The organism is Enterobacter sp. 2VL (assembly GCF_005503595.1).
Classification (GTDB): Bacteria; Pseudomonadota; Gammaproteobacteria; order Enterobacterales; family Enterobacteriaceae; genus Enterobacter; species Enterobacter cancerogenus.
In genome coordinates this window covers 326,568-352,705 of sequence record NZ_SCNE01000004.1, presented here as the reverse complement: position 1 = coordinate 352,705, position 26,138 = coordinate 326,568, and the positions used below count along the sequence as shown (strand labels likewise).

General features: G+C 47.9%; 25 protein-coding genes. 15 read left to right on the top strand and 10 right to left on the bottom strand.

Annotated elements, in window-relative coordinates:
• Positions 1-61: 61 nt before the first annotated feature.
• From FFS28_RS12470 to FFS28_RS12435, 8 genes are all read right to left on the bottom strand, one after another.
• Positions 62-2,713, bottom strand: coding sequence for a DEAD/DEAH box helicase (locus FFS28_RS12470; protein ID WP_137849692.1), 2,652 nt, complete (start codon positions 2,711-2,713; stop codon positions 62-64).
• Between the two features lies 1 nt (position 2,714).
• Positions 2,715-4,523 carry a site-specific DNA-methyltransferase gene (locus FFS28_RS12465; RefSeq protein WP_137849691.1) on the bottom strand — a complete coding sequence of 603 codons (1,809 nt, stop codon included), beginning with the start codon at positions 4,521-4,523 and terminating at the stop codon, positions 2,715-2,717.
• A 157-nt stretch (positions 4,524-4,680) separates the two neighbouring features.
• A complete protein-coding gene (locus tag FFS28_RS12460) occupies positions 4,681-7,830 on the bottom strand; it encodes a helicase-related protein (protein WP_137849690.1) in 3,150 nt (1,049 codons plus the stop codon).
• Positions 7,820-9,616 carry a phospholipase D family protein gene (locus tag FFS28_RS12455; RefSeq protein ID WP_137849689.1) on the bottom strand — a complete coding sequence of 599 codons (1,797 nt, stop codon included), beginning with the start codon at positions 9,614-9,616 and terminating at the stop codon, positions 7,820-7,822. Before FFS28_RS12455 ends, FFS28_RS12460 begins: the two co-directional genes overlap by 11 nt.
• Entirely contained in the window at positions 9,610-10,839 is a 1,230-nt protein-coding gene (locus FFS28_RS12450) for a DUF6361 family protein (RefSeq protein WP_137849688.1), read from the bottom strand. The genes FFS28_RS12455 and FFS28_RS12450 overlap by 7 nt, the downstream gene beginning before the upstream one ends.
• A 340-nt stretch (positions 10,840-11,179) precedes the next feature.
• Positions 11,180-11,752, bottom strand: coding sequence for a YagK/YfjJ domain-containing protein (locus FFS28_RS12445; protein ID WP_111967144.1), 573 nt, complete (start codon positions 11,750-11,752; stop codon positions 11,180-11,182).
• A 199-nt stretch (positions 11,753-11,951) separates the two neighbouring features.
• Complete coding sequence (locus tag FFS28_RS12440; protein ID WP_137849687.1) at positions 11,952-12,545, bottom strand: hypothetical protein; 594 nt, start codon at positions 12,543-12,545, stop codon at positions 11,952-11,954.
• Positions 12,546-12,641: 96 nt separating this feature from the next.
• Positions 12,642-12,848 carry a helix-turn-helix transcriptional regulator gene (locus FFS28_RS12435; protein ID WP_004108780.1) on the bottom strand — a complete coding sequence of 69 codons (207 nt, stop codon included), beginning with the start codon at positions 12,846-12,848 and terminating at the stop codon, positions 12,642-12,644.
• A 499-nt stretch (positions 12,849-13,347) separates the two neighbouring features.
• On the opposite strand from FFS28_RS12435, the gene FFS28_RS12430 reads away from it, so the two are divergent.
• The 11 genes from FFS28_RS12430 (at position 13,348) to FFS28_RS12380 (ending at position 21,157) form a co-directional block, all read left to right on the top strand.
• Positions 13,348-14,226, top strand: a complete 879-nt coding sequence (locus tag FFS28_RS12430) for a hypothetical protein (protein WP_137849686.1) — start codon at positions 13,348-13,350, stop codon at positions 14,224-14,226.
• 107 nt (positions 14,227-14,333) lie between these two features.
• Positions 14,334-15,209, top strand: a complete 876-nt coding sequence (locus FFS28_RS12425) for a GTPase family protein (RefSeq protein WP_137849685.1) — start codon at positions 14,334-14,336, stop codon at positions 15,207-15,209.
• A 243-nt stretch (positions 15,210-15,452) separates the two neighbouring features.
• Positions 15,453-16,169: a helix-turn-helix transcriptional regulator gene (locus tag FFS28_RS12420; RefSeq protein WP_021571976.1), complete on the top strand. Its 717-nt coding sequence runs from the start codon at positions 15,453-15,455 to the stop codon at positions 16,167-16,169.
• Between the two features lie 35 nt (positions 16,170-16,204).
• Positions 16,205-16,657, top strand: coding sequence for a hypothetical protein (locus FFS28_RS12415; protein WP_088498142.1), 453 nt, complete (start codon positions 16,205-16,207; stop codon positions 16,655-16,657).
• A gap of 72 nt (positions 16,658-16,729) precedes the next feature.
• A complete protein-coding gene (locus FFS28_RS12410; RefSeq protein WP_094309585.1) occupies positions 16,730-17,203 on the top strand; it encodes a YfjT/YkfB family phage-associated protein in 474 nt (157 codons plus the stop codon).
• A 118-nt stretch (positions 17,204-17,321) separates the two neighbouring features.
• Positions 17,322-18,143, top strand: a complete 822-nt coding sequence (locus FFS28_RS12405) for a DUF932 domain-containing protein (RefSeq protein WP_137849684.1) — start codon at positions 17,322-17,324, stop codon at positions 18,141-18,143.
• 30 nt (positions 18,144-18,173) lie between these two features.
• Positions 18,174-18,617, top strand: a complete 444-nt coding sequence (locus FFS28_RS12400; protein WP_045360220.1) for an antirestriction protein — start codon at positions 18,174-18,176, stop codon at positions 18,615-18,617.
• A 12-nt stretch (positions 18,618-18,629) separates the two neighbouring features.
• Entirely contained in the window at positions 18,630-19,172 is a 543-nt protein-coding gene (radC, locus tag FFS28_RS12395; RefSeq protein ID WP_137849683.1) for a RadC family protein, read from the top strand.
• A 10-nt stretch (positions 19,173-19,182) separates the two neighbouring features.
• Positions 19,183-19,524, top strand: a complete 342-nt coding sequence (locus FFS28_RS12390; RefSeq protein WP_171007408.1) for a type IV toxin-antitoxin system YeeU family antitoxin — start codon at positions 19,183-19,185, stop codon at positions 19,522-19,524.
• A gap of 20 nt (positions 19,525-19,544) precedes the next feature.
• Entirely contained in the window at positions 19,545-19,886 is a 342-nt protein-coding gene (locus FFS28_RS12385; RefSeq protein ID WP_137849682.1) for a TA system toxin CbtA family protein, read from the top strand.
• Between the two features lie 281 nt (positions 19,887-20,167).
• Positions 20,168-21,157: a restriction endonuclease gene (locus FFS28_RS12380; protein WP_502704968.1), complete on the top strand. Its 990-nt coding sequence runs from the start codon at positions 20,168-20,170 to the stop codon at positions 21,155-21,157.
• A 181-nt stretch (positions 21,158-21,338) separates the two neighbouring features.
• On the opposite strand, the gene FFS28_RS12375 is transcribed toward FFS28_RS12380, so the two are convergent.
• Positions 21,339-22,208 carry a phosphorothioated DNA-binding restriction endonuclease gene (locus tag FFS28_RS12375; RefSeq protein WP_137849681.1) on the bottom strand — a complete coding sequence of 290 codons (870 nt, stop codon included), beginning with the start codon at positions 22,206-22,208 and terminating at the stop codon, positions 21,339-21,341.
• Between the two features lie 301 nt (positions 22,209-22,509).
• On the opposite strand from FFS28_RS12375, the gene FFS28_RS12370 reads away from it, so the two are divergent.
• The 4 genes from FFS28_RS12370 (at position 22,510) to FFS28_RS12355 (ending at position 24,492) form a co-directional block, all read left to right on the top strand.
• Positions 22,510-22,977, top strand: a complete 468-nt coding sequence (locus tag FFS28_RS12370; RefSeq protein WP_137849680.1) for a SymE family type I addiction module toxin — start codon at positions 22,510-22,512, stop codon at positions 22,975-22,977.
• Positions 22,978-23,191: 214 nt separating this feature from the next.
• On the top strand, positions 23,192-23,656 hold the full coding sequence (locus FFS28_RS12365) for an STM2901 family protein (protein WP_171007407.1): 465 nt from the start codon (positions 23,192-23,194) through the stop codon (positions 23,654-23,656).
• Positions 23,650-23,976, top strand: a complete 327-nt coding sequence (locus tag FFS28_RS12360; RefSeq protein ID WP_137849679.1) for a DUF1493 family protein — start codon at positions 23,650-23,652, stop codon at positions 23,974-23,976. The genes FFS28_RS12365 and FFS28_RS12360 overlap by 7 nt, the downstream gene beginning before the upstream one ends.
• An 18-nt stretch (positions 23,977-23,994) precedes the next feature.
• The gene (locus FFS28_RS12355) at positions 23,995-24,492 is read left to right on the top strand and encodes an Hcp family type VI secretion system effector (RefSeq protein WP_137849678.1); all 498 of its coding nucleotides are present in this window, start codon (positions 23,995-23,997) and stop codon (positions 24,490-24,492) included.
• Positions 24,493-25,065: 573 nt separating this feature from the next.
• Here FFS28_RS12355 and trpS read toward each other — a convergent pair.
• Positions 25,066-26,070: a tryptophan--tRNA ligase gene (trpS, locus tag FFS28_RS12345; protein ID WP_137849676.1), complete on the bottom strand. Its 1,005-nt coding sequence runs from the start codon at positions 26,068-26,070 to the stop codon at positions 25,066-25,068.
• Positions 26,071-26,138: the final 68 nt, after the last annotated feature.

Genomic DNA, 26,138 nt, shown 5'->3' with positions numbered 1-26,138 from the left:
GCTCCTCTTTTAAGGAGGAGCGTGAGGGGTGAAGGCCGAACAACCTTAACTGGTTTGATAGTTATTTCAATTCATACGCAATTTCTTGCGACCAGCTGTTTTCCATGAGCATGCGGAATGAAATACCACCAGATGCTGCTTCCAAAGTAAACTCTCCCGCATCCACCGCCGTTTTGGCGTGTTCGGTTAACAATTCAAATAAGCGACGTTTGTATTCAGTGTCATCATTCCCTTTCAAATGCTCGCCCTTGGTCTCCAGTACTGAGAAACGGTAATTGCCTGAACTAGGCTCTTCGACACACACCAATAAGTCAGGGTAAACTTTCTGCTTCTGCCAGCCCTGAAGACTATATTCGCGTTGATTTACCGCGATACGATGCCACCAGTACACTGATTCTTGTTTATCCAAATACCAGGCGGTTTCTCGCTCTAGGCTATTAAGTCCATTTTGGTACACTTTCTCAAACAAGCTTCTTTCTAGCTCTGAACCTTCTTTGCGACGAAGCACTTGCTCATGCTCCGTGACATTTACTTCTAACGTTTGCGCCAGTTCCCAATTTAGTTTGTCATTGTCGGATGCGAGTAATCGAAGAGAAATATCTTCCTTTTCCAACTTGGTCCTGAAGATTTGTTCCGACAATTGAACAACCTGTTGTTTAATATCACGCTTCATTTCCTTGAGCAATTCAAGGCGATTGGTGAACAACGACTCTTCACTGACGCCATTATCACGCAAAATGTCTAAAGTGTGCGTTAATACCCGCATTGCTTGCCACGGATTGGGGATAATATCAGTAAGCTGGCGAACCATATAGGAAATATCCAATCCCACACTGGCATCAAACACTATATTTTCTTGCACTGGGTCAGCTAAATCCAATTCACCTTGGTTATCTTTTGACATTTTGTAGTCGATGCGAGCAATGGTACGTTGTAACTTGTCATTGACTAACTGAAAATTATCGGCATTCAGGTATAACAAAGACTCCCAATCTATATCACCTAAAACGTCTCTTTCGTAATCAAATAATCTGTAGCCGTCTTTACAACGATTATCACGATGTAAAACTCTCGGCAAAAATACTTTAGGTAAAGAGCGAAAACGCTCTCTGAGCAATAAAATTTCTTTGGTCACAGCTGTGGTAGGTTTATTAGCTTCAGAGGCTTTGACCTGATTTGCCACATCTCCCATACCTTCTTCTTCTAAACCTTCCTTAACACCGGCAACGGCATTCATTACGTCTTGATCAAAGGTATAGACATAACATTCATCTAAGCTTGGTTTTTGCGTTAAACGCGCATGCGGCTGGCGCAGTATCCGACCAATCATTTGCGTAATCGCAGTTCTCGCAGTCATCTTAGATAACACTGTCAACACATAAGCGAAGGGGCAATCCCAGCCTTCACGCAATGCATCTTTCGTAATGATGTACTTCACAGGGCACATATCACTGAGCAAATCATCATCACCTAGTTCGTCCTTGTCTGAAGTTTTCAGGCGGATTTCATTTTCATTCACGCCCAACTTATCCATCAGATACTCACGCGCATCTTCAGCATGAACAAAAGCCGAATCACGCTGATCTTTACCTGTGCGCTCTACACGGATCAGCATGATAGGGCGAATATAACGACCTGTTTCGTTCTGAAACTGCTGAGCATCGCGATCAAGTTCACTCAGCTTAGAGTGTGCGAGCAATAAAGTGTGCTTCCACTCACTTTTATCTTCATTAATTAAGTTGATTGGCAACTTAATCATTTGCTCATCTTTCAGGGCTTGCCCCGATACGTTGACCAATACATTCGAATGGTGTTTGCCGTTTGCGTTAGGGGTAGCAGATAGTTCAAGAATAAACTTCGGATTAAAGCCGCAAAGTGTATCTCTAGCCGTGTCGCTGTATGCCTTATGACCTTCGTCAATGATAATCACTGGACGGACTAACCGTAATACATTGCCTAAACTCTGCTTCACCGATACAGATCCTGGCGCGATGCCTTCCTGCCAGCCATAATCAGAGAGGTCGTTACAGTCTAGATTGCGAATTCGAGTCAGTAATGCTTCATTAGCCGTCGTATCATCCTCAATAGGGAAAAAGGTGGTGAATCGACCGCTATCACGAAACATACGGAGTGTTTCTTTAGATTGGCGTGCACTGGATTGCAGCATTAACAGCATTACACAAAGATTTTCGTCAATGTCTCGCTTTGTAAACGCATCGTTCTTTTCGAGCATTTTGACCCGTCCACCAGAAGCACGTTCCAGCATTTGCCGATAAGGATGCTCACGATTGGCTAATTGCTTCCATGTTTGCTTATATATGGCGTCCGACGGCACCACCCAAAGTACCATGCCCGTTTGCTGTGTAAATAAGTCAGTTTGCAGTCGTTCAATCGCCGCCACACCTAATAAAGTTTTACCACCACCAGTCGGTACTTTAAGGCACACATTAGGGATAGGCTGTTCTAAACCATCGAACCTTGATACATATGGCGCAGGCACAAAATGGCCACTTTTATCTTTAAGTAAATCAATTCGGCGTTCCTGTACCAGCTGTTCCCAGGCGTCTTTGGCGTAGTCGTTTATGCGTGCGTCTTTACCCTTCATTTTTTGAAAGGCAACAAAATCTTCCGCTTCTTCTTTACTTTCTGACAGAGTTTTCAGGTAGTAATCAAGCTTATCCAGAACACCATTTTGATAGTCTTTTAACTCCATGTTATGCCCCCATAATCCGATGGATGGCGTATGGTAACTGACAAAACTCAATACGTTTTTCAGTTAAGTCTTTTTGGCTCATAAATTTAGCGACAGCAAAAACGATAGTTCTTTTTTTCGTTGCATTATTTTTTGTAATGATCTCAACCTTGTCAGTGTTAAGTGCAGCTTCATTAGAGCGCAGCCACTCACTTTCAGGACGGTAGAATAAGTGAATACGGAAGAGGTCTGTTTCACCGATAAAACCATCAGCAGAGGCCTTCGCAACAGCTTCTAATGATTGTCCTGTCGCGGTATAGAAAACATAACGTGCCAATGCATCAAATGAGGGCATTTTTTCGCCAGTCAATAGCGTTTCGATTTGAATGGGCTCGCCCAAGGTACAATAGGTAAAGCTTCCACCAATACCGGGTGCATTTTTATCCACTTTTCGCTCGCCGGTAACAGTTAGCACTCCATCTTTCAGTTCTTTTTTTATCTTATCGAATTCGTGGTTATGTTTTGCTTCAACATGAGCGATTTTTTCCAATAACTCAGCATGTTTCTTTTCAAATACCGACCAAGTTATTTTTTCAGAAAGTAGTTCTTGTTTTTGTTTTCCTTTGAATGGATAACCATTAATCACACGGCGAATGCGTTCGGCTGTTAAAGTATCGGCATAATCCTCACATTCAACTAAAATGAATTTTCTTTTACCACCATCATTTTTATTAGCCTCGAGAACAGCATGAGCTGTTGTTCCAGAACCTGCAAAGCTATCCAAAACAATACTATTTTCTCTAGTAGCAATCTGAAGAATTTTTGCTAAAAGTCTTTTTGGCTTAGGGGTTGCAAACTGTACATCTAAACCGAAGGCCGTTATTTCCTTACTGGCTTCATCAGTATGACCGGAGTCCTCGTGCTCCCACCATGTTGTAGGAACAACTGTTCCTGCATCTTTTAGATAGCGCTTGTAAGAAGGTGCTCCATCCCCATTTTTTCCAAAGTATGCAAGACCTTTTTCTACAATGTCTAACCATTGAGATTCTTCTCGAGACCAGCATCTACCTTTTGGTGGATATCTTGTTGTTCCTTTTTCGGTAACAATCGGATATGAAAGATTTTCCCTAATATTAGGAGCATCCCAAGGGATAGCTCTCCAGGGGCCTTCAGGATCATTGTCTGGGTTTGAGTATTGAAGACCCTGTTTTTCTGTACGTGTTACCTCATTTCTGATTTTCTTCCAAGTATCCGGAGCTTTGGAGTAAACTAAAATATAGTTATGTGACATTGAGATTGAGGTGTCATTTGACACTGAATACCTTGATTGCCATGCGATAGATGCAATGAAACAATGTTCACCGAATATTTCATCTAAAAGTACTTTAGCTCTTTGAGCTTCATTATCATCCAGAGTAATCCAGATACTTCCATCTTCAGCTAATAATTCCTTTAGCAATAAAAGTCTAGGCCACATCATACAGAGCCATTTGTCATGCCGTTCTAAGTCATCTTTATCTACGGGATTTGCTGATTTTTTAAGCCATTCTTGCATGAGCGGTGAGCGTACATTGTCGTTATAGCACCAGCCTTCATTACCCGTGTTGTAAGGCGGATCGATAAAGATACAGTCCACCTTACCTGCATGGGTTGGCAGCAAAGCTTTAAGGGCTTCTAGATTATCACCGTGGATGATCAGGTTATCATCGAGTGAAGGTGAGTTGCCTTCTAGTGGTAAAGATTTATCCGTTTCTACTTTTAACTCGCGAAAAGGTACACTCAGATGATGGGAATAAACAAACTGCTTACCTTTAAAATCCAAAGTTGGCATACATATTCCTTAACTTACTAATTCTAATGATGAAATTCTGTTAGTTAGCTTGGTTGGTTTTGTTAGGTTACATCCTATCATAAAGGGATAGCCTTATCGGTAACTCTCCGACCAACTAACCTTATGGCTACAAAAGGAGGCGGATACCTTCAGTGGATCACACCTTTGGTGGTTCAAGAGAAATGAGCCACTGTGTTAAATCCGTTAAAGACTCATCGCCATTGTGTTTCAGGCCGAACAGCAAGTCTTCCTGGCGCGGCTGACCGAAGACAATCCGGTAGAGTGCCAGTTCTCGCTTGAGCCGCTTAAACTTAATGCTCTCTTTGCTGTAGGGCAGCATGGGAACACGGCGCTCGACGCGAGAGGTTCCTTCTTCAAAAATCCAGTAGGGAATCAAATCCGACTGTCCCGCTTTGCGCTGACTTGTCGCAAGTGCGAAGAGCTGTGTCCATGGATCTGCACGTTCTGCCAGCGAATGAAGTGCACTCAAACCATAATGCTCGGCAATATTCTTCCTTACCGCATGGCCCTTATAACGATGTACTCGTCCTTCACGCTGCTCCATATCGACTGGGTTTGATGGAAGATTCCAGTGCATCACCGCATGGCACCAGGTGTGAAAATCGAGTCCCTCTTGCCCGATTGAAGTGGAAGCCAATACAAAGGGGTGAAAAGGGGAGTTAAACGCATCTTTTACCGACTCTGCATGAGCGACGGCCTGATCCGTGTCGTCCCGCAGTTGGCCGTAGCGTAAGGCAAAGCGGCACCGCGTATACAAATCGCTCCAAGTATAATTACCGCCTTTCGTCTTGAGCTCATCAACGTTCAATTGTGTGGTTCGCAGTGAAACCACAGCCTGAATACGGGATGCAATAGCCGCCAGTTGCGCTTCGGCGGGTTCATATTGCAACCCCATTGACTCCAGCAGCGTATGAATATACTCATCCAGCATGGCCTGAATGTTGCCATCGATGCCATAACGCAGCGTCAGCCGCCAGTAAGTGTCATCCCCTGTGCCGCGTAGAAGCGAAATGCTCTCTGCCAGGTTGTAGAGCGAACGAAATCCAGAAGCGATCTGTGCTGCGGCGGACAACATCTCTGCCGAATCGGTTGCCAGGCCAGTGTCGATACGGCTTAGCGCCCGTAGGGCACACGTACCGGGGCTGGCAAGAGCTAAGTCACTGATAACTTCGGCCAAATCGTTAGGGCGTGGGCCGAGGGTGATCTCACCATTTGCCATCCGGGCAAACAGGTTGATATGTTCCTGGAAGTTTTCGGCGGGCTCATTTTTCGTTGGCCCGTTGTGCCAGTAATGTTCGCCATGCCACCAATTTGGCGTTTCAGTTTGGGCATCCAGTAACGCCGGGGCTGCCCAGTACCAGCGTTCGTCCGCACGCGCACCCGGCTCACCGTTACCCAGTGTCTCAAGCAGCGCTTCACATTTCGCCGTTGCAATCGCCCTTACTGCCTTTACACTCAACGGCTCGCCAGCATGCTGGCGAGCAATGTCAAGTGGATCGATATGGCAGGCGAGAGTCGGTGACGGCAACATCCAGGCGATAACGGGCATCCCGTTGAGACGGCCATCTTTTGATGATTTCGCAAAATTGAGCAGCGGTTTTACTTTTTTCTTGAACTGGCTGTGCAGAATCTTGGGATCAGCGCCAATCATTCGTCGTTCGGCTTCATAAGAGCAGACAGTGGCAATCGCATTGGGTACTGCACTCCAGGCGGAAAAAACCAACGTTTTGGTTAGGTTGTCTTTGTTGGCATACACCCCGTCTGGTGTCATATAAGGCAGAGAAGGAGGCATCCACAAAAGCTGCCACATGCCTTTATCCAGCGTGTCTTCAAACAGCATCCTCATACGTGGGTTGGCGGCATCAAGCGGCTGGTAGCGCTCCAGTTTTGCCTTCGTCAGCAACTGTGGTTTTGCTGATTTGACGAGTTTACGCAATGCATCTGAAGGCGATTCCAGTGCCTTATCCATACGGGTACGTAATTCGTAATGTTTCAGGAAATTGAAAAGATAAGGCATCGATTTCCAGTATTCTAGGACATCGCGAGCTTGTACTTCCATGGCGACGCCCTCAACCGCCGCCGCGTGATAAAGATCGGCGGGCGTAATCATGGCTGGTTGTGAGACTTCCTTCGTCATCGCATCTAACTTTTTTGTCATCGTTACCCGTTCGGTACGGCACATAACCTGTAATAAAGCGTTTTCCAGAGCTTTTTTCGTCTCCGCTGCGTTTACTGAGGCGTGCAAAGCGGTACGGTGATTGAGCAAATGCTGCTGAATATTCTTGATTTGACTGTCGTCGTTGTACAAAAACTGCAATGTGCGGATAAAGTCGGCGTAGTGGTTATCCTCTTCGCTTTCTTGATCGAGGGTGAACATTTTATACGGAGTTGCAGAGAGTAAGAGCACGCGTACTCCGGGGTGTTCAAAGAGTGCTTTTGCCAGCAATGCGGCTTCATCATCACCATCGAGTAAGGCTTTAAACCTCTGAAATTCATCAAGGATAACCAGATCAGGCTGCAGAGCGGATAAGCACACTGCGGCCAGTTTGCTTCTGAGTTTGCTGATCAGGGTGTAGCGCAGTTCAGAATGGTGCGTCTCGCTGTCCTCGTCGTCGTCGGCGAAATACTCGCACCCCTCCTTGAGCAGAGCGTACAGTGTGGCATCGTCTAACACCTTGCTACGAAAATCTTTTGCCAGTTCCCTGTCAATGTCGTCGACAGAAAGCTGATCAACTGTGGAATGCCAGCCAGACCGGCTTGCTGCTGCCTGTAGCAGGTTAAGCATACCCAAGCGTAAACGTTCACGACGCTCGCCTTTTGCCAACGGCAAATCGTACAAAATACGATACAGGATCGCGCGCTCTTCTTTATGACCGCCACGGCTGCGGGTGTGATCGAGGGCGGTGTTTGGCGTCAGGCTGATAAAATTGATTCTGTTTTTGCGCAGAGACCGTACCTGTTTTGGCAGGAATGTCAGGCGCGTTGAGTGCGAAAATTGTTCCTCATTGCTGACATTCAGGCGCTTAATATTCTGCGCCGCAACAGCCGAATTTGAGCAGATATAAATGATGTCGATACTGCCGACTTTATCCTGTAAATGCTCGATGGTTTTGGCGATGATGCCGCGCGCAACCATCGTTTTTCCCAGACCCACTTCATCGGCTACCAGAAAGCGATTTTGCTGTTTATCACCATAAAATTGCTGAAAAACATAATTCACGGTGCGTTGCTGAAAATCTTTCAATCCCGTGAGCGGGGCAATAATACTGGGGTGCTTATCGGCCATTTCGGCCTCCCATGGCTGATTCAAATACGGCCCACAAAGCAAGAAAATCTTGCGGAATCATGTCGCTTTGTCCTTTGCGCATATTGCCAATCAGCGCGGCGATATCTTTTAAGCGTTCAGGCTCACGGCTATAGATACGCGTCAGCTCTTCCAGTACAGCAAATTCTTCGCCACTGGCAAGCCCTGTAAAGAAATGGCCATCGCCAAAGGCGTTTTCGGCAAAGAAGGATTGCTGTCCCGCCTCGCCTATCAACATCAACAAATAACGCAGAAAATCCTGTTTCTGCATGCTGCTTTGTAAAATCATTGCGTGGCGATCGGGGGGCAAGGCATCAATCGGCAGATTGAGGACGAATCTGATCGATACATCCGGGTGCGATGTTTTGAGGGAAAACGCTGTAAGCCCGGTAATGGCCGGGACTGAAAACTCACCGAGTGCTCTTTTATTCCCATCGGCCTGGTCCAGCAGGCTACAGCCAAGTCCGTCAGCTACCGTCACGGGCCACGCAGTTGCCTGCACGATACCCGGTAGCTCAGGAATTTCACCAACAAGCCACAATGCCCAACTTTGGTTGTTTTCACCGGGGTGACAGTGAAGAGTCAATGCTGCGTCGGCGAGCAACGCACGTGCCTGTTCAGCGTGGGACTCGGCTTCTACACGCAGGACATCGGGTTCAAACGGCTGGGCAGGGTCGAAATCTTGCAGATAGCTTTCCATTCCATCGCTGCTCAGAAGGTCATCAATGGTACCCGTGTGCTTTTTCTTACCTTTGAGCGAGACTAAAATTTCGCAGTTCGTTTTCCCCAGTAGCGCTGCGCTGGTGGCATTTGCTGAACCCAGAACCAGCTCACAGTCCCGGCCATTTTCAAACAGATACGCTTTGGCATGCAGGCCGGAAGCGATGATGTCGTCAGGGGTACTCTCATCGGATGCTTGCTCTTCTGCGGCATCGTCAAGGTGAAGCTGACGCGTGAAAAGGCTGCGCGTCTCTTCACTCAAGGTAAGCAGAGTGTCCGGGCGTGAAATCAGCGCATCGGCTTGCTGGCAATGCTTCACGATGTGTTGCAGTGCCTCGTCGGTGCAAAACGGTGAGATAACCACCGCACGATCCGCTTCGGGTGGCTGCCAGTCGTATCCTTCGCCAGGCAGGAAAAAAGCAACCTCATCAAAGCCTGCGGGACATTCCCATTCCACATACAACAGTTCATCTGCAAAGCGCTGCGCCTGCGCCCGGCGATGTTTCGCCATTTTTCCCGTCGCCCGTTTGGGCAGTACGGAGAATAAATGCACCAGCGTTTTATTGGCACTTTGCTTACGTTTTACGGGGTAGCCGTCCAGTTGCAAAGAGAGGTCCCAAGATGAATCGGTGGTTAAATTTCGACTCAGTACGACCAGCCGGTACATCACTTCGTCTGTTTCAGGATTGATAAAACGAATCGCCCAGATTTTTGGGTGAAAGACTCCGTGGCCTTTGGCTTTTGATTCAACAATCATCTCTTCAAGCAGGCCGAATAAGGGGTTGGGCTTGAGCTTTGCTGGGACTTGAATACGCCCTTTTTGGACGTACACCGTGATACGTTCGGAATAACGACGAATGGCTTCAAAAATGGATAGCGGATCCTGAGCACGATTGCTGTCAGTCGCTGTGAACGCCAAATAGACCGGCGCCTGCAGTAAAAATACCGGGTCGAGTGAGAAGCTGGTGGCGATGGCTTCGTCAAACACCATGCCGGGCGGAGAGGTTAGTGCCGAAGTATATAAGCTGCGATTATTGGGGTTTAGCATTCTTCTCTCCTGAGACCGTGCGCCAGATCCTTAAGTATTATCTGGACGTTATGCCAGCGGTAGACCAGCCGCAGGGTTCCGGCATATCCACTCCATTGCTCCAGAGCGCGTCTGTTTTTGAAGCGCGAACGTGGGCCTTTGAGGGTCATTTCGCGGGCACGGATTAGAGCACAGGCTTCTTTACTGGTGAGTAATGTCTCAGGGGACTGTCGGATAAGAGCAATCCACTGTTCCACAAAGCGGCGGGTTTTTAGGCTAATGCTATAGCCCGGTTTGGCGGCGAGTTCCCACATACGGCCGAGCGACCAGGTACCGATTTCTTTGCGTGGGAGTGCAGTAAACCAGTTGACGAAGTTGTCATTGTGTTGAGACAGAAGGTCGTTATCTGAACGCTCTTTGGCGAGCAAATAGTTATAAAGCAGGGCTGCGCCGTGCATCGTATAAGAAAAAAGCCGCGCGTGGGTTAGCAGTTCCTTGAGTTCATCTGGGAACCTCGCGTAATCCGGATGTTCCCATGGTGAACTCACATCTGCTGGTTCGCTATGCAGCGTCAGCCAAGCCAACAGACTGCCTTTGCAGGACAATTGAATACGGTCGCGAAGAAAGCTGGCTTCCTGGCGTGTTAGTGCAAACGTTGCATCATCAGGAAAATTGGGCGGTGGCGCAGGCAGGCTGGAGTGCCAGCTCTGGGCTGGTTTGTACAAGCTGGTGTCGCCCATATCACCACGATTTTCTTCTTTATATTTCTGCTCACTGATTTCCGTGCGTGAGCGATAAAGTTCATCAACACGTCGATGATATTCTTCCTGCGACCACAGAATCTCGCGAATACCCCAGCGACGTAGCCCGGACCAGTAAACGGAACTGGGCAGACGTTTAAGCTTTTCGCGTGAGTTTTTACCAAATGTACCGGCCGAATCTTCTTCGAGCTTGGAGAGGGGGATAATTAAGGCTCTTTCGTCACGGGCGGCCTGGGTACCAAAGTTTGCAGCGGATATGCGTTTATTTTCGAGACGCTGATAGATCCATGGAACAAAAAGCATGTAACGTAAACGGGTTTGAATGGTGCTGGTTCCTGGAAATAGTTGTTCAGCAAAACTATCTCTGATAGTGCCGATACCCAGCTCATCTCGGCTCTCTTTTTGTTGAAAGAGCGCAAGAATATTTAACGTTTTGGCCTGTGCGTTTGCATCATGATCAAGCCAACCTAACGCGGATGCCATACCTATTTCCTTGGTTTAATTTATTATCTGCTGCTTGCTTTTGCATACATTCCAACCGCTCGTTAATCGTCTGTTTTAGGCCGACACAAATATCTCATAGATAATCAATATTCACTCAATGCGTTTTTCCTCGCAAGTGAGATGTCTGGGTTGTTCTGGCACCAATAATTATCATTGGGAGCGATAAAGGTCATCAAGAATAATCAGATGTCAGTAGAACGGCGTTAGCCATCCCCAAAGGGCAGGCTGACGCCATCCGGTTCAATAGTTTAAAGGGATTAAGAAGGGGATAGCTATATAGTTATCACTCTATGAGATTTTTGAGTAAAAACTGTGATACTCAGAAATCAATTCTGCGTGGACGCCCGGATGCTGGGCGCCCGGGGACTTCATTGCAGCCGTACAGCAGCAGGCCATGTTTCTGCTGAATTTTGGTCATATACGCCAGTACCTGTCGGATGTTGGTGATACTGTCCGGATCGCTGTAACGTACCGGAATGTTGATGTTGGCCTCGTAATGCTCTTTAAACTCACATCGGTGATACCAGCCTTCCCGGTTAGTGATATCGCTCCAGTACAAACCGGCTTGCTGCGCCCAGGTATAGGTATTCTGAGTTTTACTACCATCCAGCCAGAACACGACATGAGCATGGTAGTGGTGGTCTTCTGTCCATTCGATAACCCAAAAGAAACCGACCACCGCTTCGAGTTGCATCATACGGTTCATCAGCTTTCGGATATCCCATTCGAGCTGCTGGTGATCCTGCAGGAAATACTTAGCGGTATGATCCTGGTAAAACAGATCTGTTCGGAATGCCCGCAGGCAAGAATAGCGCTCTACCAGTTTGTCGATATGGTTGTTCAGGAGTGACTGTAGAAACCAGTCTGACTCCCATCGTTGATTGTTTTGCATAGTATGAGTTTCTTTAGTGCTGGCAAGGGCCAGCCAGTGGAATGCACCAGGCCTTCAGGAAGGGCCATAGCAGAGGGAGTTGCATGGATTAGGGGGGGATAGATGTAAAAAGGGAGTGCCTATTAATTATATTAATTAACCTATATTAATTTTCACTCCCCAATTACCCCCAAATCCCTTGCAGGACTATGGATGAAGCCTAACTCAGTGGTTCAGCTGTCGTCCGCCATGCAAAGCAGACATACTCGTCCATCAGACTGGTCAGCGCAGGGTTTTCAGCCTGCCGGTCATTGATCCAGATATCCATCTCTTTGTCTTTTTTGAACCTGAGGTTGTCGGTCCAGTCATCAAGGCAATTCCCCAGCATCAAATCGTACCAGCACAGCCAGACCAGCTTCAGACGCAGCTCACTACCGCTGAACTGGCGGAACAAACTGATGAGCTTATTTGCCAGAGTGCGTTGTTTTAAACGCACGCACTCAGACAGCAAAACCCCCTCCAGCATCGGATGATGAGCCAGCAGATGCTCCTGGGTAAATAAGCTGACGCTCAGGTCATCATTGACCGTCAGCGATGCCGCAGCTCTGCCATAAATAATTCGATGCAGGCACTGAGGAACAATAGCGATAACCTCCTCCTCTCCCGGAAACGTAAAGCTTCCGATCGTCAGGCTATGGTGATGGTAGATATTCTGGTGACACATGCCCGGCCTGACCGTTAACTTCGTAAAGTCGGTCAACCAGACCTGATAATATTTATAAAGCTCTTCGTAACGAGGCTTGTAATCTTTCATGGTTCATATTCCTTCTGGCTTAAATGACAGACAGCAGAAAACCTCCGGAGCAACCGGATAGTTATTATTCTGCTGAGGGTTTAGTCTGGCGGGAGGTTATTTACGGGACTGGTCGATTCGCTCCTGTAGCCAGTTTTCGACTTCGCTTTTTAACCATCGGGAGCTTCGCCCCAGCTTGATTGGTTTGGGAAAGATTCCGTCCTTAATGAGCTTATAAATCCACTTATCTGTCATTTGCAGCAGACTAGTGATAAATGCCATGTCAACGAACTGGTCTTCGGTCAGTGAAGGGCGGGTAGTCATGATTTGTATCTCCGGTTAAGAAAGGTCAGCCGGATTAGTGATGTTTGATAACGACCACTGCTCCGACATACCTACCGGGCTGATACGTAAAAAAAGCGAGGTACATTGACCTTTGCTCTGCTCCCCGTATTCACATAGGTATTTATTTACCGGGAAGTCGACGCATTATTAATGCTTTTATCGCCTGGAAATGAATCATTGCCGGGGATCAGCGGCTGTTGTAAATTAACCATAAAGAAGGGGGAGCTCAGCCAGATGCGCAAAGCGTCAGGAGTAGTCTCTGGTGAACACGATTCTCAGCATTGACAGTGAACGCAGTGACATAAAAAAGTGACCACCACCCTGTTAACAGAGACAAAAAGACAATGTAATTTACATCACAAAAATCCTATTTCCCCCGAGTTCATGTACGTGAAATGGATTGAAATTCGTACTGAAACCATGCTAAAACTTCTTTAATTTACGTGAAATCACGTAGTGATTTATGGGTGGAGGTAGTATGGTTAAGTTAACGGGCAATGACCGGAGTAGGATACAGCATCTGGAGAAACGACTACGGGAGGCATTAGATAAGAATTTTTATCATCCTCCTGCCGGGGCAAGTGAAAACGACTATCGTTCATATCAGCAAAAAGTCATTATTTATCTTCGGAGTATTAACACAACCGAAAATAATATTAACGCCTTTCTTTCTGAAACAGATCGCCTTTATTCAGTGATGTTTCCATCTGAAAGTGATACAGAGTGGTATCGAAATGATCCACGGGCGAGCTTATGGCTGGTTTGTGAGCTCTATGATGAACTGAAGAAAAATAAAGTTGAGCATAATGCCGATTTTTTATCACCGGAATTATTACAGCCAAGCCATAATGTAAGAGTTGATGCCATGCGTAGATGTATTAATGACTGGCCTTTATTTTTTACCACACAAAATGATTTCATCAAAGACAGAGGCATTGAATGGGCTAACCTTCTGGATGGTCATGATTTATTCAGAGATGTAAGATCAAGTAAAGTAGATGTTGGTTCATGGCTGAAAGATTATCTTAAAAATAATACATCAATAGGTTTAAATCGAATTTGCGGTGAGTCTCCAGAAGAAGTCATGGCCTGGTGCTATACCAGTTATTTCATTTGGAGAAAAAACAACCTGCACTTACCTGATTCAGTTGAGTTGTTTGACAGGAAATTTAAGGGCGCGTGGGCAACCCAGAAAAACAGAAACAAGAAGAAAGTTGAGCTAAACCTGATAGCTCTGAATGTAAATATAACTCAAAAATCACGCGATATTTTAGCTGATTACTGCACATGCAAAGGTGTATCAAGAGACTCGGCTATTGAGCATGCAATTAAAACGGCACTCAGTAAATTTAAATAGACAACAGGTTTATTCTAACAGATTTCAGACAGATATTATCTCAGTGAATCCCCCGCCTCCTTTACCGGAGCGCGGGGATTTTTTGTTTTTCACGCTGAGAACCCTGTATGACTAAACCTCATGGCCTTCAGGCCCTTGAACAACCGCTGACGTCGCTTCCCGATACGCTTCGCCAGCTCATTCTTGAACGTATTAAGAACCTCACCCACTACGAGCCGGTGATTGGCATCATGGGCAAAAGTGGTGCCGGTAAATCCTCGCTCTGTAATGAACTCTTCCGGGGCGAGGTCTCCCCCGTTAGCGATGTGAACGCCTGCACCCGTGATGCACTGCGCTTCCGGCTGCGCAGTGGTCGTCACAGTCTGGTGATTGTTGATTTACCGGGTGTGGGAGAAAACGGGCAACGAGACCATGAATACCGCGCCCTGTACCGGCGTATGCTGCCGGAGTTAGACCTGGTGCTGTGGGTCATCAAGGCCGACGACCGGGCGCTGTCGGTGGACGAGCAGTTCTGGCACGGTGTGATGCAACCTTACCGGCAGCAGGTGCTGTTCGTGCTGAATCAGGCCGACAAAATCGAACCCTGCCACGAATGGGATACTCGTACCAGCACACCTTCATCACAGCAAAAGGCAAACCTGAAGGAGAAAAAGGATGCCATTACTGCGATGTTTCGCCCCAGTCATCTGGTCTGTGTGGTGTCCGCCAGCACTGGATGGGGCATTGAGGAGATGGTGGCAACCATGATGCGTTGTCTGCCTGACCGCGCCACCAGCCCGGTGGTGACACAACTGCGCGGGAGACTCTGCACAGAGCCGGTAAAGTCGCAGGCCCGTGACAGTTTCGGTGAAGCTGTGAGCCGGGTTTTCGATACTGCAGAATCATCTTCGTTCCTGTCTGTACCACTGAAAACGGTGATTCGTAGCGTGCGTGATGCGGTGGTGTCGGTCGCACGGGCCGTCTGGGACTGGATATTCTTCTGATATCGCAATTTTCTCTGCGAATGATGAACTTGTTGTTAATGATGTGTTGATTGTGGACACGTCCTTTCCATTGCGTTTTGTCATCAACTAAATCAGGAGAAGCATCATTATCTGTCAGACGAGCGCTCACAAGGCCGGGCTGCTCATAAAAAATAGTTCCGATGTTGTCCATACCCTGTCCACCCCTTCCTTTAAAGTAATCATTATTAATTCAGAGAGTTAACTTCTCAGGAGAAATCTTTCATGACGCTTCAGGAGCGGCGACATGACCGGCTTGCCGTCAGGTTGTCGTTGATTATCAGCCGCCTGGTGTCCGGTGAAACTCTGTTTATTCGCAAACTGGCAACTGAATTCGGGGTGTCAGAGCGCACGTTACGTCGTGACTTTCGGGAACGTCTGATGTATCTCGACCTGGATTATTACCAGGGGCAGTGCAGTTTGCGCTCGGATATTCACAGTACGCGGCAGGAAATAGATATTCTGACCTTTGCTCACCGCACGGGGCTGGCCGGGGTTTTCCCGGGCTTTGACCGGCGGCTGGTCAGCAGCCTGCTGGATTGTGATGATCGACCCTGTCTGGTATGGCATCAGGACAGACCTCATCCCCCGGCAGGAAAGCTCTCCTTCTACAGGCTGGTCAGAGCTATTTCGGGATGTCAGCGCATCACCATTCTGACTGAAGGGGAGCGTCATGAGGCCGTTGCACCTTACCGGCTAATCGCTCTGGACGGTTACTGGTATCTGGTCGCTGAACATAACAGGCAATTACGTGTCTTCCGGCTGGATGAGATTCATCTGGTAAGGCCATCCCGGGAAACATTTATTCGCAGTGAGCTTCTCCATCAGTTGTCGGAGGATAAGCATTTTATCTCTGCCTTACCTCATTTCCGTTTTATTCAGCAGTCGCTGAATTCATTTTCTCCCTCAGAAAGTCGGGGGCAATCCGGACAAACTGATTAGAGATGGTCTCCATAATTAAATGTAAGGTTAATCTAATGAAAAAATTGAAATTATTGTCTTTACTGCCAGTCATATTGTTTCCCTTACTTATCGCAGGTAATGCTTACGCAGCACGTCCTTATAGCGAGTTCCTGCCTGCAGCAGTGAATAACAAGAGTGGGAATATATTCTGGTGTGATGCGCACCGCCAGGTCAGAAAACTGTGTACGGCGACGGAAGTGGATTCAATGGGATGGTTTATTGTTGTTCGCTCGAAACCTTCCAGAGATTGTCCGGGCGGCCTTTGGGGGTGGATCACTCCCAGTAAAGACGATGTGGCAACAGGGTATACCATTACGCCAGGTAAAGAATTCAATCTCACCATGAAGGATATGTGCAGTCCCGATATGAAAGTAACGTTCCGCCCGAATAAAAAGGACCCTCGTTATGACGATCTCGTCGGGATTTATGCCGGGAAAGAAGCGTTTCGCTACAAACAAATAAAATAATCCAACTGTTTTTTTCGTTACTTTATTGTTTTAAACAACAAAAGCTTTATTACATGATTTGAGGACAACATTATGCGACTGCCTTACGTAATATTTACATTAGCTATGCTGGCTTCTGTATCAACAGCACAGGCTATTCCCAATATGTGGACGAGTGGTTTTGGAATGGGCGTGACCGAATATATCATTACCAGCCCGGAGAAGGTGGTGTTTAATCTGAATTGTACTGGCAATCCGGATGCGCAGAATATTCTGCAACACGGCGTTAATCTCAACCTGCCTGATGGGACATCAGTAAGTACTCATGACGACGGGACGGAAATAACGGTCGTCATGGATAGCAGCCAGTATCCGTTACCTTCATCCCTCGGCTGGAGGAATGGCGATAACGCCTGGGTATCATTTATTGACGCCCTGAGCCAGGCTGCGAATTTTGATGTTTACGTCAACGATAAAAAAGTCGGCACCTTCAGTCCGGGGCTGAAGAATACGCAAAAAGAGCTGTCTGACCTCAGTGAATGCCGGACCACACACTACAGCGATTAGTTACTTACATTTCAGACCTCTCCACCCCACAACATACCAACACCAGATAGCAACAGGCCACACCTCCTTCGGGAAGTGTGGCCTTTTGTATTTTTACCCACTTCATAAGGAGTTATCCATGCGATTATCCAGCCGTTTTGGCCGTATAAATCAGATACGCCGTGACCGGCCTTTGACCCACGAAGAGCTGATGAGTCATGTCCCCAGCGTGTTCGGGAGTGACAAGCATGAATCTCGTTCAGACCGTTACACCTACATCCCGACCATCACCATCCTCGAAAGCCTGCAGCGTGAAGGCTTTGAGCCGTTCTTTGCCTGCCAGACGAAGGTTCGCGACCAGAGTAAGCGGGAGCACACCAAACACATGCTTCGCCTGCGTCGTGCCGGTCAACTGACCGGGCGTCAGGTACCGGAAATCATTTTGCTCAACAGTCATGACGGCTCATCAAGCTACCAGATGTTGCCGGGGCTATTTCGAGGCGTCTGTACCAACGGTCTGGTCTGCGGACAGTCATTTGGCGAAGTGCGGGTACCACATAAAGGGAATGTTATTGAGAAGGTGATTGAAGGGGCTTACGAAGTGCTCGGTGTGTTTGACCGGGTGGAGGAGAAGCGCGATGCAATGCAGTCACTGGCACTGCCAGAACCGGCTCGTAACGCCCTGGCGAATGCCGCGCTGAAGTATCGCTTTGGTGAAGACCACCAGCCGGTCACGGTATCGCAGTTACTGACCCCACGTCGCCGGGAGGACTACAGCGATGACCTGTGGACCGTATACCAGCGTGTGCAGGAGAACCTGATGAAAGGAGGTCTGTCAGGGCGAACCGCTCAGGGGAAAAGCAGCCGCACCCGTGCTGTTACCGGTATTGATGGCGATGTGAAGCTCAATCGCGCCCTGTGGGTAATGGCAGAAAACATGCTCGATTTTTTCGGGCGTTAAACAACCGTTCCGGCATAAGGAGATAGTTTAATGAATACACAAAATCATCAGTTCGCGGAGCATACCGCAATTACTGCCTCAGTGGTCCCGGACGAGTTACGTATCGGCTTCTGGCCGCAGCACTTTGGCTCCATCCCACAATGGATAACCCTTGAACCTCGCATTTTCGCCTGGATGGATCGGCTGTGTGCCGATTACCAAGGTGGTATCTGGCGCTTTTCGACACTCAGCAACGGCGGCGCTTTTATGGCTCCCGAGTCAGATCACGATGAGAAGTGGACATTGTTCAACAGCATGAACGGCAATGGCGCAGAGCTTACCAGTGAAGCTGCAGGGATGGTCGCCTGTCTGATGACTTACAATCACCACGCCTGTCGCACCGAGTGTGACGCGATGACTGAGCACTATTATCGCTTACGCGACTACGCGCTGAACCATCCAGAGTGCAGCGCCATTATGCATCTCATCGACTGAGGGATACCGAACATGAATACCGCATTATCCCCGCTGTCATCTCAGCCTGAACTCTTTCCACTGGCGATTATGGCCCAGCACGGTTGTTTGCTCCCCGCGACCTCCGGATTAACCCCCTATGCCCAACGCACCATTCGTCGTGCCATCAACCTGCTGGATAAATATCTGCGCCAGCCCGGCATGTCCTTTACCTCTAGTACTGCTGCCCGTGACTGGCTTCGGTTACAGCTGGCAGGGCAAGAACGGGAAGTGTTTATGGTGCTCTATCTGGATAATCAGCACCGTTTACTGGAGAGCGAAACGCTGTTTGCCGGTTCGGTTAACCATGTCCAGGTCCATCCTCGAGAGGTAGTGAAGTCAGTGCTTCGCTTCAATGCTGCAGCTGTCGTGCTGGCGCATAACCATCCATCAGGTGACCCGGAGCCCAGCCAATGCGATCGCAACATTACCGGTAGGCTTAAAGAAGCCCTGGCACTGGTTGATGTGAACACGCTCGATCATCTGGTTATCGGATCAGATGGCATTGTGTCGTTTGCTGAGCGAGGCTGGATATGAGGGTACTTCAATGAAATCTACTGACTCAGAGAACGATTTATTTCTCAAGTGGGGTCTGAATCATAATGTGACACCTTGCTTTGGCGCTCGTCTGGTACAGGAGGGAAACCGACTTCACTATCTGGCTGACCGGGCCAGCATTACCGGTGCATTCAGTAACGCAGAATCTTTGAAGTTGGATGAAGTATTCCCACGTTTTATCAGCCAGATAGAATCGATGTTGACCGCTGGTGAAATGAATCCTCGCCATGCCCACTGCGTCACCCTATACCACAACGGTTTCACCTGCGAAGCCGATACACTTGGCAGTTGCGGCTACGTATACATCGCCATTTATCCCACTCAACGCTAACGAATTTCACGAGAGCAAACATGAAAACTCTACCTGCTACAATTTCGCGGGCGGTGAAGCCCTGTCTGTCGCCCGTGGCTGTCTGGCAAATGTTACTGATACGCTTGCTTGAACAGCACTATGGCCTGACACTCAACGACACACCATTCAGTGATGAAACGGTAATTCAGGAACATATCGATGCCGGTATATCTTTGGCCGATGCCGTTAATTTTCTGGTGGAAAAGTACGGGCTGGTTCGTATTGAACGCAGGGGATTCGACTGGCAAGAACAGTCCCCATATCTGCTGGCAGTCGATATTCTGCGGGCGCGACAGGCAACTGGTTTATTGAAAAGAAATCGTATTAGCGCGGCACGCTGAATATTGGGAATAGCCTTCCTGATTCACACTGCAGCTTTCCTTACTTATTTAATTTACTCATTCCAAAAAGCACCTGCCGATGCTGGTTGGTGCTTTTACTTATATGGACGAAATATCATGCAAATAGAAGCTGTAATTTTAACTGGGCACATTATCGCAAGTACAATCCGGGAATACTGGGCCGTCGTTGTTGATGGTTTTGACGCATGCGGCGAACAAGCTTATGATCCAGCTTAATTTCTTTTCCTCATGAAGGGACGGCTATGGGTAACAGAATGTGGATGATCCGTGGTGACGGCGGCAAGCTCTATGACGATTTTCGCGATAAGCAAATTGTAGGTATCGGTTGGTCTCAGCTGGCTCCATTAGTCAAACCCGGCCTGTCCCGAGCCCAGTTACTCGCCTTATACCAGGAGGCAGACCCTTTAACAAAGCTGGGAACTGCTCGTTCTGGTGCATCGCAGGTCTGGCGTTTTGTGAACGAAATCCAAAAGGGTGATTGGGTTATTACCTATTCGCCAGCCAACCGTACTTATTTGCTAGGTAAAGTTACTTCAGACTTCCAGTATCATCCTGAATGGGTGGAAGAGGGGATGGGTATCGCTCGGCAGGTTAAATGGAATACTCAAGAAATCGAGCGCGATCGATTGTCTGTTGCTACCAAAAACACATTGGGCTCCACGCTGACAGTTTTCCAGCTTCCAGAATATGCTCTAGAAGAGCTTTTGCAGGATAAGAAACCCACTGCAGATGTAATTACTCAGAATCCAATTGTGATAGATGAAGATGAGGTCGTTTCTGATCCGCTCCGCGATATGGAAATGCTGGCGTTTGAGGGTATCAAAGACCGCATCAACTCTCTTGATTGGGACGAGATGCAAAATCTGGTTGCCGGAGTTTTACGCAGTATGGGCTATAAAACGCAGGTGTCACCAGCGGGAGCCGATCGGGGTAAAGATATCATTGCTTCACCTGATGGATTCGGCTTTGAAAATCCACGTATTATCGTTGAGGTAAAACATCGCAGGGAGCAAATGGGAAGCCAACAGATCCGTAGCTTTATTGGCGGTCGCCATAAAGACGATCGCGGGCTTTATGTCAGTACCGGTGGTTTTACAAAAGATGCTCGCTATGAGGCCGATCGTTCGACGATACCACTGACGCTCTGGACGCTTGATGATCTCGTCCGTGCTCTTATTGAGAACTATGAGCAAGTTGATATCGAGACCAAACTTTTGGTGCCTCTGAAGAAAACGTTCCTGCCTGCCTGAGTCTTGCTTTGACAGCCATATCGGTGTTCTACTGGTATGGCTTTATACCCCACTAGTAATGTCTATTTTTTGTACGGATTTTAACTTGTGGGTATAAGTGCGGGTACAAACATTTATTTCTGATTTTAAACTACATTGATATCAGTCTATTAGGTGTGAAATTCGAGTCCGGCCTTCGCACTCATCCTCTAAACACCTCCTTCCTATGCCACTCCACAAAACCGTCCCCTGGATAATTCCCTTTCACCATCGGCAGCGCAATCTGCTTCCCGGCAAAATCCCAGAACAACCGCCCAACGATCCCACTCCCATTCACCGCCTCGGACACAAGCACACGCATACTTTCATCCAGACCAATCGATCCCTTATCAAACGCTTTATGATGAATTGCACACAGCGCCAGTCCGTTCGAGATCTCACAAGGCCCGCCAAACTGCTTCCAATTGATGTGCGCGGCTTCGAGCGCAACGGAGGTGTTATCGTGCCGCATGTTGAAGCCGCAGATGGCACATTCATAGTTATACGCACGCAGTACCTGCTGGCGGAATAGCGGATCGCGAACTTTACGGATCTGTTGAATATCAAAGCCCATCTCATCCGCGATCTCTTCCTGAATGCTTTCCGGGAAGTGCGCCTCAAGGATCTGCTGCGCCAGCGAGCCGATCAGCTTTTTGTTCTTACTCAACAGCGCATAGTGTTCTTCATCAAAACCGCCCGCGACCTTATGCTCCTGGAGCTCTCTTACAGGTGGCTGTTTGCTACCAGTGGTCGAACAGAACTCAGTATTTTGAAGATCCCAAAAACCATCTCCCTTGAGCCGCCAGAAGGGCATATTCGGGTAATGCGCCTTCCTTTGCGGGCCAAAGCGTTCTAACAGGCTAAGCATCTGCTCGTGGACCTCGGTACCGTAATCAAACAATCGCGAATGTCCCTGCTGATAGTTCGCCAGCACGTACAGAAGCAATAAAGGCTTATGTGGCGCACGCTGTTCGCCTTTGCGCCAGATGGTGATGTCGGCAATTGCCTGTTCGAGAGTTTTGCTGGAAGCCATCGTGTTACGGAAGAAGGTAAATAATTGCGATGATGCTCGCAAAACCCAGACCAATCAACCCGCAATCAGCAAAAACATGACCTTACCGCACGCTAACCTATTTCCTGAATCCCCCTCGCAAATTCCAAATTTACCCCACGCCAAACCGCTGTATTTATATTCAGCACGGTATAATAAGCACCAGAAATTACGCCGAACGGCCAAAGGAAGTATCGAAGAATATTTAACGAAGAATTCGCGATATGAAGGTGCTGCAACACCCCCATACCGCTAACCACTACCAACTACTGAGGAGTTGAAAATGGCTGCGATGAATTTTAAGCCAGAGTTTACCGTTTGCAAAACAGAATCAGACGCTTTTACCGGCATGATTGAAAACCGCGAGCGGGTACGCAAAAACAGCGCCCGCCGTTTACACGGCAACCGGCCTGAAAGCGCGCCCGTGCATCCACGGGCAGCAACGCCGGAAGAGAGCGCAGCCTGCTGCGAACTGTATGCACGCGTGGTGAATAAATTTCTTCCTCTCGGTGGCGGTTGGTTAACCCGGGCGGGCTTTATCGACGGCATGCCCGTGAAAATCAGAGTGATGAAAGACTGTATTGTGATTACGCCACAACATACAAGAGAATTATGGGGATGCCTGGAAGGCATGAGTATGACGAATATAAATAAGCGGAAAGTCGCGCAGTGGTTAAACACGTTTCCAGGGGCATTGAATGATACGGGCGATATTCCGGTAATTAAACGAAATATAGGTCAGGCAAAATAATATTACATTGGAATGCCCTCGATCATGAATCGGGGGGGTTATATTGGTTGAAGACGTAATTTGTTTTTTTTAAACATTATTGAACTGAATGTTACATCTGGATTTTTATCATCATGGTTATATAAGAAAATTTTTCAGAAGTATGTTGTAGATCTCAAATTTATTATTGTCCAGCATTTATGATTCTTTTTGGAACAACTCAACGGAATGAACTATGGACACAACAGAAGAGTTACATGGAACATATTTCTATTCTGGCAAGTCAAATTTAACTGCGGCCGAACTTCTTTTTATGATTTTTTGTGAAAACACTGCAAGTCAATTTGGTATTGGGGGCGCTGATTTTGGTGCTATAGTTGCAATAGTTGCCGGTAGAAATAACCTTGGTACTCGTGGAAAATTTGCGAATGCCACTAAAGGTACCTCCTACGCCTCTAAGGGGGCTCGTGCAATTTTCAGGAAAACTAAGTTTTCTTTTGGTATATCTTTACCAACATGGGTAGGTGGATATACTCCATGGACAGCGAACAAAGTTATGGTTCGTAACATTGCACCGTTTGTTGGACGTTCAATTCCATTGCTTGGAGTGGTCATTCTCGGAGCTGATCTTTCAGCGATTACTTATCGAACCATTCGTGACTACAATACGATTGCGAAGGAAAAAGATAAATTATGGTAGACAATATTGAACAGAGAGTGTACGCGCATGTGCGGCCTTATGCAGGTAAGTATCTGTTTAATTATAAGAAAGTATTGTTGACTCCAGAAACAGATCTTGACACTGATCTCAATATAGATGAGCTAGAAGCTGAAGATCTCATGAATGATTTTTTTAAAATTTTCAATGTCGAAAGAGGAAATTTTAACATTGAAACTTATTTTCCAAATATTCCTTTTACCTGGAATATTTTCAAAAAAACCGAGCCTATACCTGTTCCAGATTTCACTATTGGAATGCTTATCGAATCCGCAAAAGCGGGCAAATGGTTATACGACTAAAATGCAAGGAGCGATAGAATGGCCGTACCTGTACATCTTTTTTTAACTAATGACGGCGGCACAATGATTTGTGGTTCCTGTGACGTTGCAAACAGGGAAGGAAGTATTGAGCTAAGAGGATTACAACATAACCTCAGCCTGCCAACCGACTCGGCAACGGGAAAGGTCACCGGCACTCGCCAACATTCGCCGTTTCAGTTTACCAAGGAACTGGACAGCTCTTCGCCCTATCTGTTCAAAGCGGCAGCAACGGGCCAGACCCTTAAAACGGCAGAATTCAGGTTTTACCATATTAACTATTCCGGGCAAGAGGAGGAGTATTACCGAATCACGCTCGAGAACGTTAAGGTCATTTCTGTGAGTCCAGTAATGTACGACACCCGAGGCTGTCCGGGGACGGGGCATATGGAGGAAGTGGCGTTTAATTATGAGAAGATTACCCATTTGTACAAGGACGGTAACTTGTTAGCGCACGACGCGTGGAACGAACGTCCAACATCGGGTTCCGCTGCTTGATTCTATCTTGAACTTGCCCGCCAGCGTTTCGTTTGTGCGGGCAGAGAATATCATTCTTTATTCCTTTTCGTAAAAGATGGCCGAAACATCATAAAAATAAACCACGCAAACATGCCAATAATCTTCATAGGCCAGGGTTCTAACACATGCAGACACATAATTGCGCCAATAACTAATAGCGGACCTTCTACCAGTTCAGCTATCCCCACTAATATATGTAACTTATGAGGCAGTACCCAATTAAGTGATGTCGGAATAAGCTGTGCACTTCCTAATATGATTGTTATTGCGACTGTACGGTCCTCCCAGTTATCAAAACTAACCAAAGAAATGAGGCATGTAACCAGTACATAACCACAAAATAATATATTCAGCATGTAAATAATAAACTTGCTCATAGCTTTTGCCGAGACGGTTGAAATATAAAGAGTCTATGAATATAGCGCTCTTAACAGAATGACAAACGACATTGGCTAATAATGCATTTCAGAATTTATTGCGCCTCGCTGATTTCCGTAATAATCAAGTTAGCGGCTTCATGCCAATTCCACGCACTCCACCGCTAAACCTAACTTAACTAAATACAGGCACCCTCAGCCCAACCTTCACCTCCCTCAACGTCCCTTGCGTCACTCCCTGTGCCCGTTCGGTCCCGCGCTTAAGCATCGTCATCAACTCTCCTTTATCCTGCATGTACATCGCCCTCCGCTCCCGCATCGGCGCAATCAACTCCTGCAGGCACGCCTCCAGTTCGTTCTTACACACCCGGTCCCCAAGCCCGCCCGCCTGATAATGTGCCTTCATCGCCGCCACTTTGGCTTTATCCGGATGAAACGCGTCGAGGTAAGTAAACACCACGTTCCCCTCAATCTGCCCCGGGTCGCTCACCTTGAGGTGCTTCGGGTCGGTGTACATCGCGCTGACCGCACGGTGGATAGTCTCTTCGCTGGCCGAAAGGTGCAGCGTGTTGCCGAGCGATTTCGACATTTTGGCGCTGCCGTCGATGCCGGGCAGGCGGCTGGTGTCGCTCAGCATCGCCTTACAGTGGCGCAGCACTGGCGTCGGCAGCAGGCTGTTCATCTTGTGCACAATCTCGTTGGTCTGCTCAATCATCGGCAGCTGGTCGTCGCCGACGGGCACGCACTCGGCCTTAAACGCGGTGATGTCCGCCGCCTGGCTGATGGGGTAGGCCATAAACCCGACCGGCAGCGAGCGGGCAAAACCCTTCTGCGCAATCTCGTTTTTCACCGTCGGATTACGCTCCACGCGGGCGACGGTGACGATGTTCATATACAGCATCGTCAGCTCGGCGAGGGCGGGCAGGGCGGATTGCAGGCAGATCGTGGTCAGGTTCGGGTCGATGCCCGCCGCAAGATAGTCGGCCAGCACTTCAGGGATGTTATCGCGGATCTTCTGCGGGTTGCTGCCGTTGTCGGTCAGGCCTTGCAGGTCGGCAATGAGTACAAACTGGTTATGCGTCTGCTGGAGCGCCACGCGCTGGCGCAGCGATCCGACGAAATGGCCGAGATGCAGCGGGCCGGTTGGACGGTCGCCGGTGAGGATGGTTTGCGTGTTCATAAAGACTCCTTAATGGGCAGTTGCCGAAAGGGGTCTTAGAAAAGTGAAAGCCGCCTTTCGGCGGCTAT

Coding starts and splice junctions, on each gene's coding strand:
- FFS28_RS12470 (WP_137849692.1), bottom strand. CDS start 2,713: ATGGAGTTAAAAGACTATCAAAATGGTGTTCTGGATAAGCTTGATTAC.
- FFS28_RS12465 (WP_137849691.1), bottom strand. CDS start 4,523: ATGCCAACTTTGGATTTTAAAGGTAAGCAGTTTGTTTATTCCCATCAT.
- FFS28_RS12460 (WP_137849690.1), bottom strand. CDS start 7,830: ATGGCCGATAAGCACCCCAGTATTATTGCCCCGCTCACGGGATTGAAA.
- FFS28_RS12455 (WP_137849689.1), bottom strand. CDS start 9,616: ATGCTAAACCCCAATAATCGCAGCTTATATACTTCGGCACTAACCTCT.
- FFS28_RS12450 (WP_137849688.1), bottom strand. CDS start 10,839: ATGGCATCCGCGTTAGGTTGGCTTGATCATGATGCAAACGCACAGGCC.
- FFS28_RS12445 (WP_111967144.1), bottom strand. CDS start 11,752: ATGCAAAACAATCAACGATGGGAGTCAGACTGGTTTCTACAGTCACTC.
- FFS28_RS12440 (WP_137849687.1), bottom strand. CDS start 12,545: ATGAAAGATTACAAGCCTCGTTACGAAGAGCTTTATAAATATTATCAG.
- FFS28_RS12435 (WP_004108780.1), bottom strand. CDS start 12,848: ATGACTACCCGCCCTTCACTGACCGAAGACCAGTTCGTTGACATGGCA.
- FFS28_RS12430 (WP_137849686.1), top strand. CDS start 13,348: ATGGTTAAGTTAACGGGCAATGACCGGAGTAGGATACAGCATCTGGAG.
- FFS28_RS12425 (WP_137849685.1), top strand. CDS start 14,334: ATGACTAAACCTCATGGCCTTCAGGCCCTTGAACAACCGCTGACGTCG.
- FFS28_RS12420 (WP_021571976.1), top strand. CDS start 15,453: ATGACGCTTCAGGAGCGGCGACATGACCGGCTTGCCGTCAGGTTGTCG.
- FFS28_RS12415 (WP_088498142.1), top strand. CDS start 16,205: ATGAAAAAATTGAAATTATTGTCTTTACTGCCAGTCATATTGTTTCCC.
- FFS28_RS12410 (WP_094309585.1), top strand. CDS start 16,730: ATGCGACTGCCTTACGTAATATTTACATTAGCTATGCTGGCTTCTGTA.
- FFS28_RS12405 (WP_137849684.1), top strand. CDS start 17,322: ATGCGATTATCCAGCCGTTTTGGCCGTATAAATCAGATACGCCGTGAC.
- FFS28_RS12400 (WP_045360220.1), top strand. CDS start 18,174: ATGAATACACAAAATCATCAGTTCGCGGAGCATACCGCAATTACTGCC.
- radC (WP_137849683.1), top strand. CDS start 18,630: ATGAATACCGCATTATCCCCGCTGTCATCTCAGCCTGAACTCTTTCCA.
- FFS28_RS12390 (WP_171007408.1), top strand. CDS start 19,183: ATGAAATCTACTGACTCAGAGAACGATTTATTTCTCAAGTGGGGTCTG.
- FFS28_RS12385 (WP_137849682.1), top strand. CDS start 19,545: ATGAAAACTCTACCTGCTACAATTTCGCGGGCGGTGAAGCCCTGTCTG.
- FFS28_RS12380 (WP_502704968.1), top strand. CDS start 20,168: ATGATCCGTGGTGACGGCGGCAAGCTCTATGACGATTTTCGCGATAAG.
- FFS28_RS12375 (WP_137849681.1), bottom strand. CDS start 22,208: ATGGCTTCCAGCAAAACTCTCGAACAGGCAATTGCCGACATCACCATC.
- FFS28_RS12370 (WP_137849680.1), top strand. CDS start 22,510: ATGGCTGCGATGAATTTTAAGCCAGAGTTTACCGTTTGCAAAACAGAA.
- FFS28_RS12365 (WP_171007407.1), top strand. CDS start 23,192: ATGGACACAACAGAAGAGTTACATGGAACATATTTCTATTCTGGCAAG.
- FFS28_RS12360 (WP_137849679.1), top strand. CDS start 23,650: ATGGTAGACAATATTGAACAGAGAGTGTACGCGCATGTGCGGCCTTAT.
- FFS28_RS12355 (WP_137849678.1), top strand. CDS start 23,995: ATGGCCGTACCTGTACATCTTTTTTTAACTAATGACGGCGGCACAATG.
- trpS (WP_137849676.1), bottom strand. CDS start 26,070: ATGAACACGCAAACCATCCTCACCGGCGACCGTCCAACCGGCCCGCTG.